Below are 14881 nucleotides of genomic sequence, written 5' to 3'. Positions count from 1 at the left end.
AATAAGTGTGGATACCGTCTTATGGAGCAAAACCCGCAGTCACAGCTGAAACTTCTTGTCACCCGTGGTAAGGAGCAAGGCTATCTGACCTATGCTGAGGTCAATGACCATCTGCCGGAAGATATCGTCGATTCAGATCAAATTGAAGATATCATCCAAATGATCAACGACATGGGTATTCAGGTAATGGAAGAAGCGCCTGATGCCGATGATCTGCTGCTGGCTGAAAATACCACCAGCACCGATGAAGATGCGGAAGAAGCTGCTGCACAAGTTCTGTCCAGTGTTGAGTCTGAAATCGGTCGTACGACTGACCCGGTACGCATGTATATGCGTGAAATGGGCACTGTTGAACTGTTGACCCGGGAAGGCGAAATCGACATCGCTAAACGTATCGAAGACGGGATCAACCAGGTTCAATGCTCCGTTGCCGAATACCCGGAAGCCATTACCTATCTGCTGGAACAGTACGATCGCGTTGAGGCTGAAGAGGCTCGTTTGTCCGATCTTATCACCGGCTTTGTCGATCCGAACGCGGAAGAAGAGATGGCGCCGACCGCAACTCACGTCGGTTCTGAACTCTCCCAGGAAGACCTGGATGATGACGAAGACGAAGATGAAGAAGACGGCGACGATGACGCCGCCGATGACGACAACAGCATTGACCCTGAACTGGCACGCGAAAAATTCGCTGAACTGCGCGCGCAATACGTCGTTACGCGCGACACCATCAAAGCGAAAGGCCGCAGCCATGCTGCCGCGCAGGAAGAGATTCTGAAGCTGTCTGAAGTGTTCAAACAGTTCCGTCTGGTACCGAAGCAATTCGACTATCTGGTCAACAGTATGCGCGTGATGATGGATCGCGTGCGTACTCAGGAACGTCTGATCATGAAGCTCTGCGTCGAGCAGTGCAAAATGCCGAAGAAGAACTTTATCACGCTGTTTACCGGTAACGAAACCAGCGAAACCTGGTTCAACGCCGCTATCGCGATGAACAAACCGTGGTCGGAAAAACTGCACGATGTCGCGGAAGAAGTGCAACGCTGTCTGCAAAAACTGCGGCAGATTGAAGAAGAAACCGGTCTGACCATCGAACAGGTGAAAGACATCAACCGTCGCATGTCTATCGGGGAAGCGAAAGCCCGCCGTGCGAAAAAAGAGATGGTTGAAGCGAACTTACGTCTGGTTATTTCTATCGCTAAGAAATACACCAACCGTGGCTTGCAATTCCTTGATCTGATTCAGGAAGGCAACATCGGTCTGATGAAAGCGGTAGATAAGTTCGAATACCGTCGCGGCTACAAATTCTCCACCTATGCAACCTGGTGGATCCGTCAGGCGATCACCCGCTCTATCGCGGATCAGGCGCGCACCATCCGTATTCCGGTGCATATGATTGAGACCATCAACAAGCTCAACCGTATTTCTCGCCAGATGCTGCAAGAGATGGGCCGCGAGCCGACGCCGGAAGAGCTGGCTGAACGGATGCTGATGCCGGAAGATAAAATTCGTAAGGTGCTGAAAATCGCCAAAGAGCCTATCTCCATGGAAACGCCGATCGGCGACGATGAAGATTCGCATCTGGGTGATTTCATCGAGGATACCACCCTCGAGCTGCCGCTGGACTCTGCCACTACCGAGAGCCTGCGTGCCGCCACTCACGACGTTTTGGCTGGCCTGACCGCTCGTGAAGCGAAAGTGCTGCGTATGCGTTTCGGTATCGATATGAACACCGACCACACGCTGGAAGAAGTGGGTAAACAGTTCGATGTTACCCGCGAACGTATCCGTCAGATCGAAGCGAAGGCGCTGCGTAAACTGCGCCACCCGAGCCGTTCTGAAGTGCTGCGCAGCTTCCTCGACGATTAATTCGCCGCACACGTATAAACGCCGCCGCAAGGCGGCGTTTTTTTATCAGGCCATGCGCAAGCGCCCTATTTGGCCTGCAGAATTTCTACACAGCGCGAGTATTCGCGCCCTCATTCCCCATTGCTATAGCCCACGCATAATGAGCGCTTGATCCAGTTCGCGATAGGCCTCGACCAGTTTTTCCGTTTTAATTCGGTTTAAGCCACTGGGATTCGGCAACACCCACACCATCGTCGCGCCAATGGCGATCTTTTGTTTACCCCAGGCGATACCGCGCTGGCTGAATCCCTGTTCAAAAGCCTGTTTACCAAGCACCGCCAGCGCCGCGGGCTGGTAGTCCTCTATCTTTTCAATCAGGTTTCGTCCGCCGCTACGTAATTCATGCAACTTCACCTCAGTCGCTTGTACCGTCGGTCGATCGACGAGTTTCGTTACCCCGCAGCGAAAATCCAGTAATTTTTCCGCCTCTTCCGGTTTCAACTGTCGATCGGTGAAACCGGCCAAATGAATAACTTTCCAAAAACGATTCGCGGGATGCGCAAACGGAAAGCCGGTATTCGCCGAGGAGAGTCCCGGATTGATGCCGCAAAAAACCACCCGTAGCCCTGGCGCCAGTATGTCCTTAACCATTATTACTCCTGAGCAATACAACGTTCTTTAAGTATAACGGGTTGAAAACACATTGTTTATAAAAACAGCACCCGCACGGTTACGGCTGGATTACAGCGTAAAGTTACATTATAATCCACCGCCACGGCCCCTTAGCTCAGTGGTTAGAGCAGGCGACTCATAATCGCTTGGTCGTTGGTTCAAACCCAACAGGGGCCACCAAATTTTATCTTTAAAATCATTAAGTTAAGCCACCTTTTTTAGGTGGCTTTTTCTTATCTTTAGAGCCAGTGGCAGCAAAATGGCAGCAGGTTTTTCACGTACTCTTACTTTTAAAGGACGATCTCGCATGAAAAAACCTTTAGTAGCTCTGTTACTAATCGCATCTCAGAGCGCATTCGCGGACAAAATACCCAACTCCATAGAAAACCTGATAGCTGGTTATGATACTAGGACTCAGGTATTGGAAGGTGGTGAGCTGACCATCAGATATAACAAGCAAGCACTAATGATAGATGCGGCTAAATCCATGTTCAGTGCGATATGTGACGACTACTTTATGAACAAGTGGAATCCAGAGACAATCAAAAAAATCACTCTATGGAACGTCACATCCGATCAGGGCTACAAAATAAATGGCGGTGGGATTGAGTGTAAAAAAACTGGTTCCATGGATTTCAAGCAGGCTGAAAAATACAGAACCAGTTTAATCGAAAAAATGTAAACCTTATCAGTGGCTTTAAAAGCTCATATGGCCCTGCCCTCCCATTGATGGGTGTGGCGGGGCGTGGTCAATTAGGTTGGGGGTAGCGATGTATCTCACAACAGTTTCATGAGTAACAAAAGTTGCGCCACAGTTGATATTCTGGCACTGGCAGTATCGTTCTTTTGTGTTATCAGAAACTCTAAAACTGCTACGGGTATGTGCCGCATGTCCACATTTCGGACAATTCATCATATCCCTGTCTCCCCGCCGATTTAATTAATCACATAATGATACATCAGACATCCGTTTTGTGAACAAAATTATTCCATCTCTAAGCCATCTATCTTTACTTCAAGCTCAAGGTTGGTAGTGAAACCATTATCCTTGCTGACCGTATGCGTCAAAGTTGTAATGGTCCATTCGGCATCGTCGATAGGCTGCTTAAAGCCGCTCACTTTTACTGGCATTTCGGTGTAGAGATCTGCCCGGCCCTCAGCGAGCAGCAGAGAGAATGACGCAACACCACGCTGCAGGCGCTCCCACTGCATTTTTGCCGCACGCTCAGCATTGCTGCGGTTTGCGTAAGTACGATTAAGAACCAGCACGTTTTCATCCGTTCCCACCAGATAATCACCCTGTTTTGCTTCCGGCTCTTTTGGCGCGGAGGTTTTCTTCCGACGGCGCTTAACCTTGGTTGTTTCTTTTTTCTTGGGTTCGCGGGTATGCAGCCAACTGGCAATTACGCCGGTATAAGCACCACGATCAGCCAGGGTAAAACGATGACCGTCACCGGCCTGGCGGGTTATGGTGATAACCGGCAGCGGCTTGCCGCTCGCCGTTCTTCCCTGCCCCTGCCGGATAAACAACAGGTTTCCATCCTTCACGGAAGCAATCGCCCCATACTGGCGCGCCAGCTTCATCAGGAAACTGGCATCGCTTTCATTGGTCTGGTCCATGTGATCCAGCGCCTTGTCCGTCAGGTCTTTACCCAGCGCCATTTTGAGGTTATGCCGTGCTGCAATTTCCTTTACCACATCGCCAACGGTTGTCTGGTGCCATGACTTTTCGCGCCGGGTATTGAGGGTTTCACGGAAATCAGCGCTACGGGCACGGATAGTCAGACGATCAGGAGCACCGCTGTGCTCAATCTCATCCACCGTAAATGCCCCTTTTGGGAAAAGCGGCTGGCCCTTCCACCCCAGCGCCAGCTGAATAACGGCACCACGTCGTGGCAGAACGATCTGCCCGTCGGTGTCGTCCAGCTCCAGATCAAGCTGGTCAGCCTCAAAACCCCGGTTATCGGTCAGCGTCAGACTTATCAGGCGCGCATCCAGCGCGGTAGTCACGTCCTTACCTTCAATGGTGATACTGAAAGCCGGGCTTTTGCTGTTCAGGTCAAAAAGATCAGAGCTAAAATTCACTGCAGCAACCCTCCAACCGTATTTTTAATATTACCTATCGCAGACGTTGCAGAGTCCTGCAGGTTACTGAGCTGATCGCTGAGACTGCCGAACATATCGGACAGCGACTCATCAACCCTTTTCAGGGTCAGCGTAAACTCAATACGGCGAGGCATTCCGCTTTCAAAAAATTCCGTTTTTGCCTGACTCAGGCTCTCGATCACAAACATGCCGTAAATGGTCCCGCTTCCCTCAATCAGGGGCCATGCTTTTCCCAGCTCTGCCATTTGCTCCAGCGCGAGCAATGACAGCCTGCCCCCGGTGACTTCCGGCAGTAGTACGCCAGATAACGTCAGCGAGTCATTATCCGGGCCAAGAAACTGCGTTGATGGTCGCCGGTTCACCCGGCTGTTTACGGCGTGTCGCCAGCTTCGCTGATACTGCAGCTCCTGATATGGCACTGTGCGCAGCATGAAGACATATAACCCCAGTACCATCATCACGATTCATATCCCCCTTGATCACTGAAATTGCTGCGTGCTTTAGCCCTGGTCTTGCGCTCGCGTTCGTCAAGCTGTCGGGCAACTTCACGGGCAATATCCTGCGCACTTTGCCCTAGCTGAGCATAGATTGTGATAGGCGCGTGAGTTTCAAAGTGCATCACAGGCGGCGCGCTGGCTGGTTTCGCTGGCTGGCTTTGTTTATATGCCACAGTAGGCAGACTGTAAGGATGTAGTGGAGCAGCCTCTGCAGGCGCTGCCGCTACGCCCATGACGCCTGCAACGACGGAAGCCAGCGCAGCAGTGCGCCGTCTGCTGGTCACATTTGCGGGACCGTTCACTATTTCGGGGCCGTTCTCCCCGACGATGCCAAACTGACCACGCGGGATCGTGCCACCGCTGTCATACATGCCTGCAAACGGAACCGCAGCAGCCGCTGCTCCACCAACCACCTGCACCTGTGCTTTGCCTTGTGTTTTATTATTTCCGGTCATCCAGTCAGGCAGATAATCGGTGACTGAGGAAAGCTTGCTTTTTAGTGTCTCCCATTTGGCATTAATTCCATTAAGAATACTGTCAATAATGGCGCTGCCCATGTCCTGAAACTTCGCAGGAAGCGCGGCAACATCAGCCAAGATCGAATTCCATTTATCACTAATAGATTGCCTGATATTAGCCCACGCCTCAGAAACGCCAGATTTTATTGCATCCCAATTTTTAGCTATTAATCCCGGCAAGGTATAATTAAAGAACAGTGATTTAATCCCCTCCCATGCGGCGCTGGCCTTTTCTTTAATCCAATCCCATGCCGTACCTGTGGCATTACATACGGCATCCCACATGGCCTTGAACTTTGGCCCAAGCGTGTCCCAATTGTGCCAGATATAAATAGCACCAGCGGCGATCAGCCCAATGACAGCCAGTATAGGATTTGCAAACATCAATCGGCCCAGCCATATAACTGACTTGCCAACAGAACTGATTGCTTTCCCAATAAGACCAAATGCAGATGAAAATTTTAGCCCCATCACCCCTGCGCTCATTCGCACTACTGCCATCGGCCCTAACACGGACGCCAGCGCCAGTGAAACAACCCCAGCGGCGGTGGCAACAATGGCAAAGCCAGCTGCCAGCTTAAACAGCGCAGAGGTCAATTGTGGGTGTCGTTTAACAAAACCATCCAGACGCGAAGCCAGTTCACCCAACCAGTCAGCCAGCTTCTTTAATGCAGGGGCAACTGTTTCACCGATACTAGCCATAGCATTGGTAAAGGAACCTGTAGCGGCTTCCCATTTATTACCAAGAGTATTTAAGGAGGCATCAACACGCTCGCGCAGAGAAGCCTGATTTTGTAGCTTTGAAGCCGTTTCACGATACCCTGAGATGCCTTTGGTAATCATAATATTTAGCACCTGCAGCGTTTCCGCATCATCCCCAAAAATACCTTTTAACGTAGCTAACCTTTTCTCAGTATTAAGCTTTTGGAGTTGAGCTAATTGCGTGTACATTTTCTCCAGCCCGCCAAACTCCCCCTTTCCATCAGTAAAATCGAACCTAACGCCAGTGCCTTTTAGTTCATCATTAGCATCCTTCACTTTTTCCGTATTCATGACGGACTGAAATACTTTTCGGTAGGCATTACCAGCTGACTCTCCAGCCATACCAGCCTGATCAGCCATAACTAATAGAGGAGCAAATGTCTTAGCCGCGTCCAATCCCTTTTTATGAATAATATCCATCGCGCTGCTGATTTTTGAGAACCCCTGCAGCATATTTCCTGAATCTACCCCCGCGTAGAATCCTTTCTGGATCACGTCCATCAGATTCATCATATCTTTTTCTGAGGTCTGAGTAGCATCTTGTAACTTAGCCGCAAACTCAGCTGCTGCAGTGGGAGCCATCTGTAACTGCACGCCAAGATAAGCTGCTGACTCTCCCAAGCCGCCCAGGATGACCTGCGCCGACATACCCTGACGGCGTAGCATAGTCATCATGTTCTGAAAGTCGGCTGTTGTTCCCGGCAGCTTATCGCCCAAAGCAACTGCAAGCCGGTTAATTTTTTCAAATTCAGGCGCTACCTTTCCGCCCGGTCCCATCATTGAACCGGCGAGCTGATTCGCTGCATTTTCTGATTCTGAATAGGCTTTTACTGGAGCCAACAACGTCATGCCAGTAGTTACCCCAGCCGCCATCGCCCCTGCACCATTACCTGCCAGAGAGTTCCTTAACTCGCGGGTCTTTTCAGCCTTGGCTTTGATGGCGTTGAGCTTTCGCTGACGCTCGCCAACGTCACGCAGCCTGCGCTCCTGCTCAGCCAACTGTCGGTTATACCGCTCAGTTTCTCGTGCAATCCGTGCCGTCTCACGCGCTCCGCCCCCAGCAGATAACCCCAGCCGATAAAGCTCAGCCCTGGCTGCCGCCATCTGGCGAGTTTCCTGTTGCTGTTTTTGTTCAAGACGTGAAACAGCACGCCACTGAGCTTCAAGCGCCTGCGTTTGTTTTTTTGTCGGGGATTCCAAAGATGACATTTCGCGCGTCATCATTTGAGCACGTAGCCTCGCCTGATCCAGTTCGGCACCAGTACGGCTAACACTTTGAGTTAGCTGATCGAAAGATTTAAGCTGACCTCCAGCATCACTCAGCTTTTTAATCTGATCGCGGGTTTGTCGAATAGCTGATGCCAGCTCCTTAGAGCCAGCCTGTGCATTTTTAAATGGGCGGGTTAACTTATCCACCGCCCCCAGAACTACCTGCAGTCGCAGGTTATTATCACTCATCGCTGGCCCCGCTTCTCTGAATTGCCTTATGCCGCCACTCCAGCACATCAGTCAGCGGCATAACGTCAGTGATGGACGGCGACCAGTGAAAGATGGTGGCAATATCTGCCACCAGATCATCAACCGTCAGGTTGTCGGCAAATCGGCAAGCACCGACTTCGGCAACAAAAAAGTCACCACCTCTACAGCCATTGCTGTCAGATCGGCGGGGTCCAGCTCTGCCATTTCCTGCGCGGTCAGCGTCGGAGTGGAGATTCGCGGGATCACAGTCATCATCGCGCCCACGTCCATATCCATAATGGCCTGCAGACGGGTGCCACGCAGTGCGCCGGACTGCGGCTTGCGCAGCACAATTTCGGTAATTTCAGTTTTACCGCGCATGATGGGAGTATCCAGTTTTACGGTCTTTTCAGTCAGTTTGTCGCTCATGTTCGTTTCCTGTTAATAAACTACTGGCGCGGCTGCCCGCGCCGTTAAGGTTAATCAGAGGCCGAGGGCGTTACGGTGTTCTTCCATCAGGTCCACGCCGTCAACGATTTCAACCATGTTGACCAGATCGACCTCATAGAGCACTTCGCCGTTAATGGTCAGCTTCGCGTAGCTGTTGGTGCTACTGACCTTGGTGCTGCTGCTCTCGCCGGTTTTCCACTCACCGGAATCCACTTCTTTATGACGCCCGCGCACAACCAGCTCAACGACCTGCACTTCGCCAGTATCGTCACGCTGAATGGAACCGGTGAAACGCAGCTGGATGCCGTCAACGGTTGCCTTGCCCATCTGCTTGAATAACAGCAGTTCGGTGCCGCCGATTGAAAATTCCGTGTCCAGTGCGCCGTCATCCAGCCCCATGTCCACATCCACTGCGCCCGGCATACCGCCGCCGCGATACTTCTCAAACTTGCGGGTGAATTTCGGCAGGGTCAGAGACTCAACGATCCCCTGCCAGTTGTTCCCGTCGTTGAACAGGTTCAGGTGTTTTAACTTGCGTGGTAATGCCATGTATCCCCCTTATGCGCTGACACGGCTGGCAAAATCGACCAGGTAGCGATCGGTGATGCGCTGGCGCAGCATCAGATTTTCAAGCGGCGGCACAGGCGTGTAGTCGTAGTCGATGGTGAGTTTCCCGGCTTTCAGGGAGTCTTTATCGTTCACCGACTCATCCAGCCAGCAGTCTGCGCCGATGATGTAGCCCTGCGTTTTCAGGCTGCGCAGCTTGGCGCGGATACCTTCGATAATGTCACGGGCCAGCGACGGGTTGAGCACGCCATCTACCGCCCACATGTGCGCTTCTGCGATGGTGTCTGCCAGCACCTGCGCCGTGCGGGTGTAGTTCTCAAAGGCAAACAGCGGATCGTCACTGAGGCATCGGGAACCCCAGAAGCGGAAGCCGTCTTTGCGGATAAGCGTGGTGACGTCATTCTGGTTGAGCAGTCCCGCATCGGTTGCAGGGTCCTGCAGATCCCAGAACACATCGGCGGAAATTCCGGTGACGCCGTTCACGCCCACGTTGGACAGGGTTTTGTGCCAGCCGGTCTGCTCGTCAATTTTGGCGCGCAGGCCGAGCGCGCGGGCGGAGGCATAGGCCGTCGCATCTGCATTCAGCACGGTGTCAAAGTTGATGAAGTCAGGCCAAATCAGCATCCCCTCGCGCTGGCTGAAATTAGCGCGGTAGGCAATCGCTTCTTCCACCGTTTTGCAGCCGTAGGCTGACAGGTAGGCAAACCCGCGCAGACTCTGCGCCACGCTCAACAGTTCAGTAGCAACCGCCTGCGTGTCGTGTCCCGGCACGCCGAGGATTCGCGGCTTGACGCCCAGCTGCGACTGCGCCGAAAGCAGCGCTTTCATGCCCGTTTTTTTACCATCAGCGGTCACGCCGCCGATAATGTTGGAGGTGGTTTCCGCTTCGGTTTCGCCCTGCGCCACGCGCACAACGACGGTTACGGGTTTAGCCTGGTCTGCAATCGCATCCAGCGAACGGGCCAGCGTGCCGGACTCACCCGCTTTACCGCTGGCGGTCAGCACATCGGTCAGCAGAACCGGCTTATTGAGGGGAAACATGGACGCATCAGCATCATCGCCGGTGCAGACCATGCCCACGATGGCGGTGCTCACCGTGGTGATAGGTCGGGTGCCCTCGTTGATTTCAACAACGCGCACCCCGTGGTGGTAATCCTGAGCCATATGGCAGTCTCTCCGGTTTACAGGGGGTGTGCCTATGTTCTGGTTGATATGCACGCTGCGCACGCGCCGGGCTATGTATGGTGAATGGCACAATGGAAGGGGTAAAAAAATCCCCGCAGTTGCGGGGACGGGATTAATCTTCGGGAGGTTCAGGCCAGTTAATATCCGGCGCAGCAGTTAAATCCATTCGTCTTAGTTTAGTTCGATATTCTCGCAGTGCTGAAAGTTCCAGCAGTTCTGTCGCCGTAATATCGTTATCATCCTGAGCTTCCATAAGCTGATTGATTTTTGCCGTGACAGCAGCCGAGCGCCTGTCGCGTTCTGCTGTTGCTAAAGCAACATAATCAATCTCTATATCAGTAAGAACCGGCTTACCTTCACTATCGGCTGAAACTACTTTTCCTGTTGACTGGCCATCCATCAGAGCCTTGTGCTCTTCTTCAGTAACTTCTACTCCAGCCTTTGGCCATGTCCCTGCCAACTCATAGCTTTCTTTAAGCAAGACCGCATAAAAGCCATTTGTTTTGGCATCGTAAATATACATGTTACTTCTGCTTTCTTGTGACATGTCAGTATCCCATTGCAAACCAGTTGAAGCCAAAAGTTGACGAAGCACCCCTAACAGTAAAACCGCCATTATCCTTTGACATAGTTGATAGGGCTATTGAGCCAGCTCCTGTGTCACTGGCAATAACAGTCGTACAGGTATTGGGAAATGTCATTGGGAAGTTAACTCGTTGCTGTTGACTTCCGGGGACATTGCCAGAACCCCACTGTGTAATCACCCCGGTGGAGGAATCTTTATGCCATCCATTCGCACCTAATCCTGCTGAGGACATAGGTGCCAGGAATATTCCACTGTTATCATCATGAAGCATAAATGGCTTTGTTTTGTCATTCTGATAAACACCGATCTGAGTGATGTACTGACGCCCTGGTTTTAATGAAAGAGCGCCTGAAACATCAGATTTTGTCGGAAAATTATTTGATGTCCATGTCGTCAGATCATTTCTGATTTGTGAATCATGATGTTCCAGGAACAAACTCAGCCAGTTAGGACCATTTCCGGTGCTCCATTTGTCACCATAGACATCACCGTTTTTATACAGATTAGCGCTACCTGCATACACAGATTCACTGGCCGCGATAATCCCTAGTTTTGTGCTGATATAAGCCCGGATAACGTCATCTGAAGAGCACTGAAAGCCAATACCATTCCAGGACTTGATATTCAGGTTGTTACCGTCAAACCCAGCCCCATCAGCGCCACCTTTAGTCAGTCCTCCTGTGCCATCCCCAACTGTGACAGAAGTGCTGCCGCGTACATTGGAAGCGGAAATATCCCCTGTAAAGGCAGCACCTTCCAGCATCGCCACATTACGCCATGAGGTAATACCCGCACCGGTGCCATGACCAAACAATACGTTATTGCCACTGATGGCCAGCACATCCACCACGGACGTGGGACTCACGACCTCAGTAAGAGTGATAATTTGCCAGTAACTTACCTGATCTGGTGCATCAGGAGCCTGATGCGCACGCATAAACTGACAGCCTGTAGCCGCCCGCGCACCGATAGAGACCCGGTCAACGTCATCACTGACGAATGTTCCCGCGAGGAACCGTCCGTCACCTTTGAAAAGCACATTTCCCAGCCCAATATTCTGAACAAACATAGGCTTATCAGGAATATCAGCGCCATTCCTTTCTTTTGCGAGTCGCGCACTGGCATTCTCCATTGCGATTTTCACCGCTTTCGGGGTCGCTGCGAGCGTCTCAGACGTACTATCGGTTGCACTGCTGAGCTGGACGATACCCTTTTGCGCCGTGGTTGCGTCCTGAGCCGTATATTTACCATTAGCAAGGTCATACGCCGCCTTAACCGCTTTCGGCGTTGCTGCGAGCGCCTCAGACGCGCTGTCGGTCGCACTGCTGAGCTGCGTGAAACCCTTTTCAGTGAGCGTGGCGTCAGGATGACGGCGGGACTGCTCATGCTCAGCGAGCTTATCGTCGACATAGTCCTGCGTTGCCATCACCGTTGAGGTATCAATCGTCAGCTCGACTGACTCGATATCGCTTACCATGATGACCATACGCACGGTCTGTGCGCGGCCTGACCCCTCATCAAGTTTAGGTTTATAGCTTTCCGCCATGTTACCGACGGCAATCAGCGTGCCAGTGTCGTCATAGAGCCCCATTTCGCGCATCCAGAAACCGCCGGTTTCAGGCGGGATAAGCAGCTCCGCGACCACATAATTTTGATGCTTATTGTCCTGGCTGATTTTGTTCAGTTTATAGCGCCAGACTTCATTGACGAGCTTTGTCTGGTTGGCATCAGGCACCGGCAATGTACCGCCACCGTCGCCGATTGCCATCGCCGTAAAATTCACTTTTTTCCCGTTCGGGACGGTCGCTGCAGCCAGCTTGATTGCACCGGCTTTGGTGATGACCGTTTTATATTTTACTGTCATTGTCCTCTCACTTATCCGGGTAAACCGTGATGATGTCGCCGTCATACGTCAACGCGCCGGTGTACAGATAGCCAGGCACATCCTGAATAATATTGAGGCCGATAAGATGGCGGCTGGCTGGCTTTGCATCTGCAATGAGCCGCTCCATTTCTAAATACATTTCCTCAGTAATACCGCTTTCCAGTACACCAATATCAAGACGAAATGTGCCTGCCGGGTCGCCTGTCTCCCACCATTCCGTAACGTTGATGATGTAACCGAGCGGCTCAATAACTCGCCTGACTGCGCCTATCGTGCCTTTGTGGCAGTGAATGAAATACGCACTGCGAATAACGTCACGTTTGGTTTCTTCCGGCCAGTTCTCATCCCAGCGGTCAACGGAAAACGCCCACGCCAGATACGGCAGAAATCTGACCGGACACGTTGCCGGGTTCCACAAATCGCGCAGCGGCACCTGCAGATCTGAAATACCGCTGCAGGTCTGCGCCAGTCGGCGCTCAAGCGGCGATGAACCGGGCGGCAGCAGGCTATTCATCCGTGCCCCCGTTGGTTACGCTCCATTCAGTACAGGACGCCGCCTGCGTCTTATCCAGCACAACATCTGCAAGCGGGGAGGCCAGCTCCACACGCTGGACGCCCTCAACGTGCAGCGCGGCATAAATGGCACTGCGACGGATATCACGGCCCAGCCGCGTCTGACTGGCGATGTACTTCTGCAGGCTGGCTTTTGCTTCTGCCATCACCGGCTCAGCCTCCGGTCCCGGATAAAGAAAAATCGTTGCATCCACGCTGTACAGGATAATTTCGGCGCTGCGCACCGTCAGGCGGTCCGCCACCGGGCGCACGTTCTCGCTGTTAAGCGCCTGCTCCACCACCGCCAGCAGATCAGCCTCTGCCGTACCGTCACCCTCACGGCTCAGCACGGTAAGCACCACCTCCGCCGGTGCCGGGCTGGTTGCGCTGGCATCTGCCACGCGCCCGTCCGCGCTTTTGGCGTGAAACTCATAGGCCGCCGTCGGTCCCGCAACGGACAATCCCTCAAATGCAGCCGGGACACGCAGACGCAGCTCCTCATCGCTTTCCATGACGGCAGCAACCGGCGGCACAGCGTCATTGTCGGCAGGTACTACCGTCAGGCGCTTCACGTTGTAGTTAGCTGCCAGCTGATCGAGATCGCCGCCGATGGCATACGCCACCATGACCGCCTGCGCGGCCTCGTTAATACGCTGGCGCAGCAGGATTTCGCGGTAGGTGCTTTCCTGCAGCAGCTTGGTGACGGGTTCAGATTCCAGCGCCAGCGTGCGCCGTACCGCGTCCTGCTCATCCGCCGGATAAAGGGCCACAAAAGCGGCTTTGCGCTCAGCCAGCAGCGTCTCAAAATCCGGCACGTCCACTATCTGCGGCGCGGGCAACCGGGAAAGGTCAATCACTGCCATTGTCTGCTCCTGTAGTTACCGAAAGGGAAACCGGCGCGCCGTTATTGCGCTGCCCGGTAAGCTCAACCACCATGGAGCCGTCAAAATTGCTGCTGATGGTGATGGAATCCAGCGTAAGCCGTGGCTCCCAGCGACTCAGCGCCACATAGACCGCAGACATGACCTGCAGGCGTAGCGCCGGGTTCTGCGGCTGGTCAATCAGGGCGGATAGCAGGGAACCATATTCCCGACGGGCAATCCGGCTGCCCTGCGGCGTCAGCAGAATATCCCGCACTGACTGGCGCAGATGGTCCGTATCAGTAATGGCCTTGCCGTTACCCTGGCTCATGCCGATATACAGCGTCATACCGGGCCTCCTGACGTATCACCGCCGGACTTCACGCCGGTGTGACCGTGTTTATCCACCACGATCCCGTTGGAACTCATCGCGCCGCCGCCCTGGGTGACGCCGCCATTGATCACCATCTCGCTGTTAATGCGCGTGGTATCAGCCTCCACCACAAACTCACCGGTTTTGAGGGTGATATTGTCCGCCGCCTCGATCACCATGGATTTGATACCCCGGACATGCCACCGCCCGGTGGCGGGTTCATACTCAAACCAGCCCCCGTCCGGGTACTCCGTCACGCAGCCGTCCACAGAATCCGACGGCGGCGCAAACTGATTGGAGTAGATGGCGGGCAGCACAAAAGCGGTTTCCAGATTGCCGCCCATGCTCAGCACCACCACCTGCTCATCCGGCGACGGGCACCACCATGTACGGGCGCCACCGGCACGCAGCGTCAGCCAGTTAATCCAGTTAGTTTCAAGCTCGCCCACTTTCACCCGGCACAGCCAGTTTTCCCGGTCCACTTCGGTCACGGTGCCGGTGCGGATCAGGTTAGTGATAAGGCGCATGATTTCGGTCAGTTGTGCATTCATAACGAAAGGTT

At 53.1% G+C, this 14881-nt stretch carries 16 protein-coding genes, 1 tRNA gene and 2 pseudogenes; 3 read left to right on the top strand and 16 right to left on the bottom strand.

Annotated features, from left to right (window positions below):
- Positions 1-21: 21 nt before the first annotated feature.
- On the top strand, positions 22-1869 hold the full coding sequence (gene rpoD, locus HU143_RS03525) for an RNA polymerase sigma factor RpoD (protein ID WP_001519776.1): 1848 nt from the start codon (positions 22-24) through the stop codon (positions 1867-1869).
- A 123-nt stretch (positions 1870-1992) separates the two neighbouring features.
- Here the strand turns inward: rpoD and mug are convergent, their stop codons facing one another.
- Positions 1993-2499, bottom strand: coding sequence for a G/U mismatch-specific DNA glycosylase (gene mug / locus HU143_RS03520; protein ID WP_000237776.1), 507 nt, complete (start codon positions 2497-2499; stop codon positions 1993-1995).
- 125 nt (positions 2500-2624) lie between these two features.
- Here mug and HU143_RS03515 point away from each other — a divergent pair.
- Positions 2625-2700: transfer RNA gene (locus HU143_RS03515), tRNA-Ile, on the top strand.
- 127 nt (positions 2701-2827) lie between these two features.
- Complete coding sequence (locus HU143_RS03510; protein ID WP_039505087.1) at positions 2828-3202, top strand: hypothetical protein; 375 nt, start codon at positions 2828-2830, stop codon at positions 3200-3202.
- A gap of 15 nt (positions 3203-3217) precedes the next feature.
- Here the strand turns inward: HU143_RS03510 and HU143_RS03505 are convergent, their stop codons facing one another.
- The 15 genes and pseudogenes from HU143_RS03505 to HU143_RS03440 all read right to left on the bottom strand — a co-directional run bounded on the left by HU143_RS03505 (position 3218) and on the right by HU143_RS03440 (position 14870).
- Positions 3218-3436 (bottom strand): ogr/Delta-like zinc finger family protein, encoded by a 219-nt coding sequence (locus HU143_RS03505; protein ID WP_039505088.1) that lies wholly within the window; start codon positions 3434-3436, stop codon positions 3218-3220.
- Positions 3437-3504: 68 nt separating this feature from the next.
- Positions 3505-4605 carry a phage late control D family protein gene (locus HU143_RS03500; RefSeq protein ID WP_058800072.1) on the bottom strand — a complete coding sequence of 367 codons (1101 nt, stop codon included), beginning with the start codon at positions 4603-4605 and terminating at the stop codon, positions 3505-3507.
- The gene (locus HU143_RS03495) at positions 4602-5087 is read right to left on the bottom strand and encodes a phage tail protein (RefSeq protein WP_058800071.1); all 486 of its coding nucleotides are present in this window, start codon (positions 5085-5087) and stop codon (positions 4602-4604) included. Before HU143_RS03495 ends, HU143_RS03500 begins: the two co-directional genes overlap by 4 nt.
- Positions 5084-7861, bottom strand: coding sequence for a phage tail tape measure protein (locus tag HU143_RS03490; protein ID WP_058800070.1), 2778 nt, complete (start codon positions 7859-7861; stop codon positions 5084-5086). Before HU143_RS03490 ends, HU143_RS03495 begins: the two co-directional genes overlap by 4 nt.
- The gene (locus HU143_RS03485; protein WP_000763315.1) at positions 7854-7973 is read right to left on the bottom strand and encodes a GpE family phage tail protein; all 120 of its coding nucleotides are present in this window, start codon (positions 7971-7973) and stop codon (positions 7854-7856) included. Before HU143_RS03485 ends, HU143_RS03490 begins: the two co-directional genes overlap by 8 nt.
- Positions 7974-7987: 14 nt before the next feature.
- A complete protein-coding gene (locus HU143_RS03480; protein WP_032233623.1) occupies positions 7988-8290 on the bottom strand; it encodes a phage tail assembly protein in 303 nt (100 codons plus the stop codon).
- A gap of 54 nt (positions 8291-8344) precedes the next feature.
- A complete protein-coding gene (locus tag HU143_RS03475; RefSeq protein ID WP_039505100.1) occupies positions 8345-8860 on the bottom strand; it encodes a phage major tail tube protein in 516 nt (171 codons plus the stop codon).
- 9 nt (positions 8861-8869) lie between these two features.
- The gene (locus HU143_RS03470; RefSeq protein ID WP_039505102.1) at positions 8870-10042 is read right to left on the bottom strand and encodes a phage tail sheath protein; all 1173 of its coding nucleotides are present in this window, start codon (positions 10040-10042) and stop codon (positions 8870-8872) included.
- A gap of 133 nt (positions 10043-10175) precedes the next feature.
- Positions 10176-10610, bottom strand: a complete 435-nt coding sequence (locus HU143_RS03465) for a tail fiber assembly protein (protein WP_024147848.1) — start codon at positions 10608-10610, stop codon at positions 10176-10178.
- A 1-nt stretch (position 10611) separates the two neighbouring features.
- Positions 10612-10773, bottom strand: a pseudogene (locus HU143_RS24790) (hypothetical protein); the annotation flags it as partial.
- 111 nt (positions 10774-10884) lie between these two features.
- Positions 10885-12513, bottom strand: a pseudogene (locus HU143_RS24785) (phage tail protein); the annotation flags it as partial.
- Positions 12514-12520: 7 nt separating this feature from the next.
- Positions 12521-13048 (bottom strand): phage tail protein I, encoded by a 528-nt coding sequence (locus HU143_RS03455; protein WP_039505106.1) that lies wholly within the window; start codon positions 13046-13048, stop codon positions 12521-12523.
- Positions 13041-13949 (bottom strand): baseplate assembly protein, encoded by a 909-nt coding sequence (locus HU143_RS03450; protein WP_023223443.1) that lies wholly within the window; start codon positions 13947-13949, stop codon positions 13041-13043. The genes HU143_RS03455 and HU143_RS03450 overlap by 8 nt, the downstream gene beginning before the upstream one ends.
- Positions 13936-14295 (bottom strand): GPW/gp25 family protein, encoded by a 360-nt coding sequence (locus HU143_RS03445; protein WP_023223444.1) that lies wholly within the window; start codon positions 14293-14295, stop codon positions 13936-13938. Before HU143_RS03445 ends, HU143_RS03450 begins: the two co-directional genes overlap by 14 nt.
- Positions 14292-14870 (bottom strand): phage baseplate assembly protein V, encoded by a 579-nt coding sequence (locus tag HU143_RS03440; protein ID WP_023223445.1) that lies wholly within the window; start codon positions 14868-14870, stop codon positions 14292-14294. Before HU143_RS03440 ends, HU143_RS03445 begins: the two co-directional genes overlap by 4 nt.
- Positions 14871-14881 lie beyond the last annotated feature (11 nt).

The organism is Salmonella sp. SJTUF14076 (assembly GCF_015534835.1).
Lineage (GTDB): Bacteria > Pseudomonadota > Gammaproteobacteria > Enterobacterales > Enterobacteriaceae > Salmonella > Salmonella enterica.
The sequence above is the reverse complement of the archived record's forward strand: the minus strand, read 5'-3'. Positions and strand labels throughout refer to the sequence as shown.

Coding starts and splice junctions, on each gene's coding strand:
- rpoD (WP_001519776.1), top strand. CDS start 22: ATGGAGCAAAACCCGCAGTCACAGCTGAAACTTCTTGTCACCCGTGGT.
- mug (WP_000237776.1), bottom strand. CDS start 2,499: ATGGTTAAGGACATACTGGCGCCAGGGCTACGGGTGGTTTTTTGCGGC.
- HU143_RS03510 (WP_039505087.1), top strand. CDS start 2,828: ATGAAAAAACCTTTAGTAGCTCTGTTACTAATCGCATCTCAGAGCGCA.
- HU143_RS03505 (WP_039505088.1), bottom strand. CDS start 3,436: ATGATGAATTGTCCGAAATGTGGACATGCGGCACATACCCGTAGCAGT.
- HU143_RS03490 (WP_058800070.1), bottom strand. CDS start 7,861: ATGAGTGATAATAACCTGCGACTGCAGGTAGTTCTGGGGGCGGTGGAT.
- HU143_RS03480 (WP_032233623.1), bottom strand. CDS start 8,290: ATGAGCGACAAACTGACTGAAAAGACCGTAAAACTGGATACTCCCATC.
- HU143_RS03475 (WP_039505100.1), bottom strand. CDS start 8,860: ATGGCATTACCACGCAAGTTAAAACACCTGAACCTGTTCAACGACGGG.
- HU143_RS03470 (WP_039505102.1), bottom strand. CDS start 10,042: ATGGCTCAGGATTACCACCACGGGGTGCGCGTTGTTGAAATCAACGAG.
- HU143_RS03465 (WP_024147848.1), bottom strand. CDS start 10,610: ATGTCACAAGAAAGCAGAAGTAACATGTATATTTACGATGCCAAAACA.
- HU143_RS03455 (WP_039505106.1), bottom strand. CDS start 13,048: ATGAATAGCCTGCTGCCGCCCGGTTCATCGCCGCTTGAGCGCCGACTG.
- HU143_RS03450 (WP_023223443.1), bottom strand. CDS start 13,949: ATGGCAGTGATTGACCTTTCCCGGTTGCCCGCGCCGCAGATAGTGGAC.
- HU143_RS03445 (WP_023223444.1), bottom strand. CDS start 14,295: ATGACGCTGTATATCGGCATGAGCCAGGGTAACGGCAAGGCCATTACT.
- HU143_RS03440 (WP_023223445.1), bottom strand. CDS start 14,870: ATGAATGCACAACTGACCGAAATCATGCGCCTTATCACTAACCTGATC.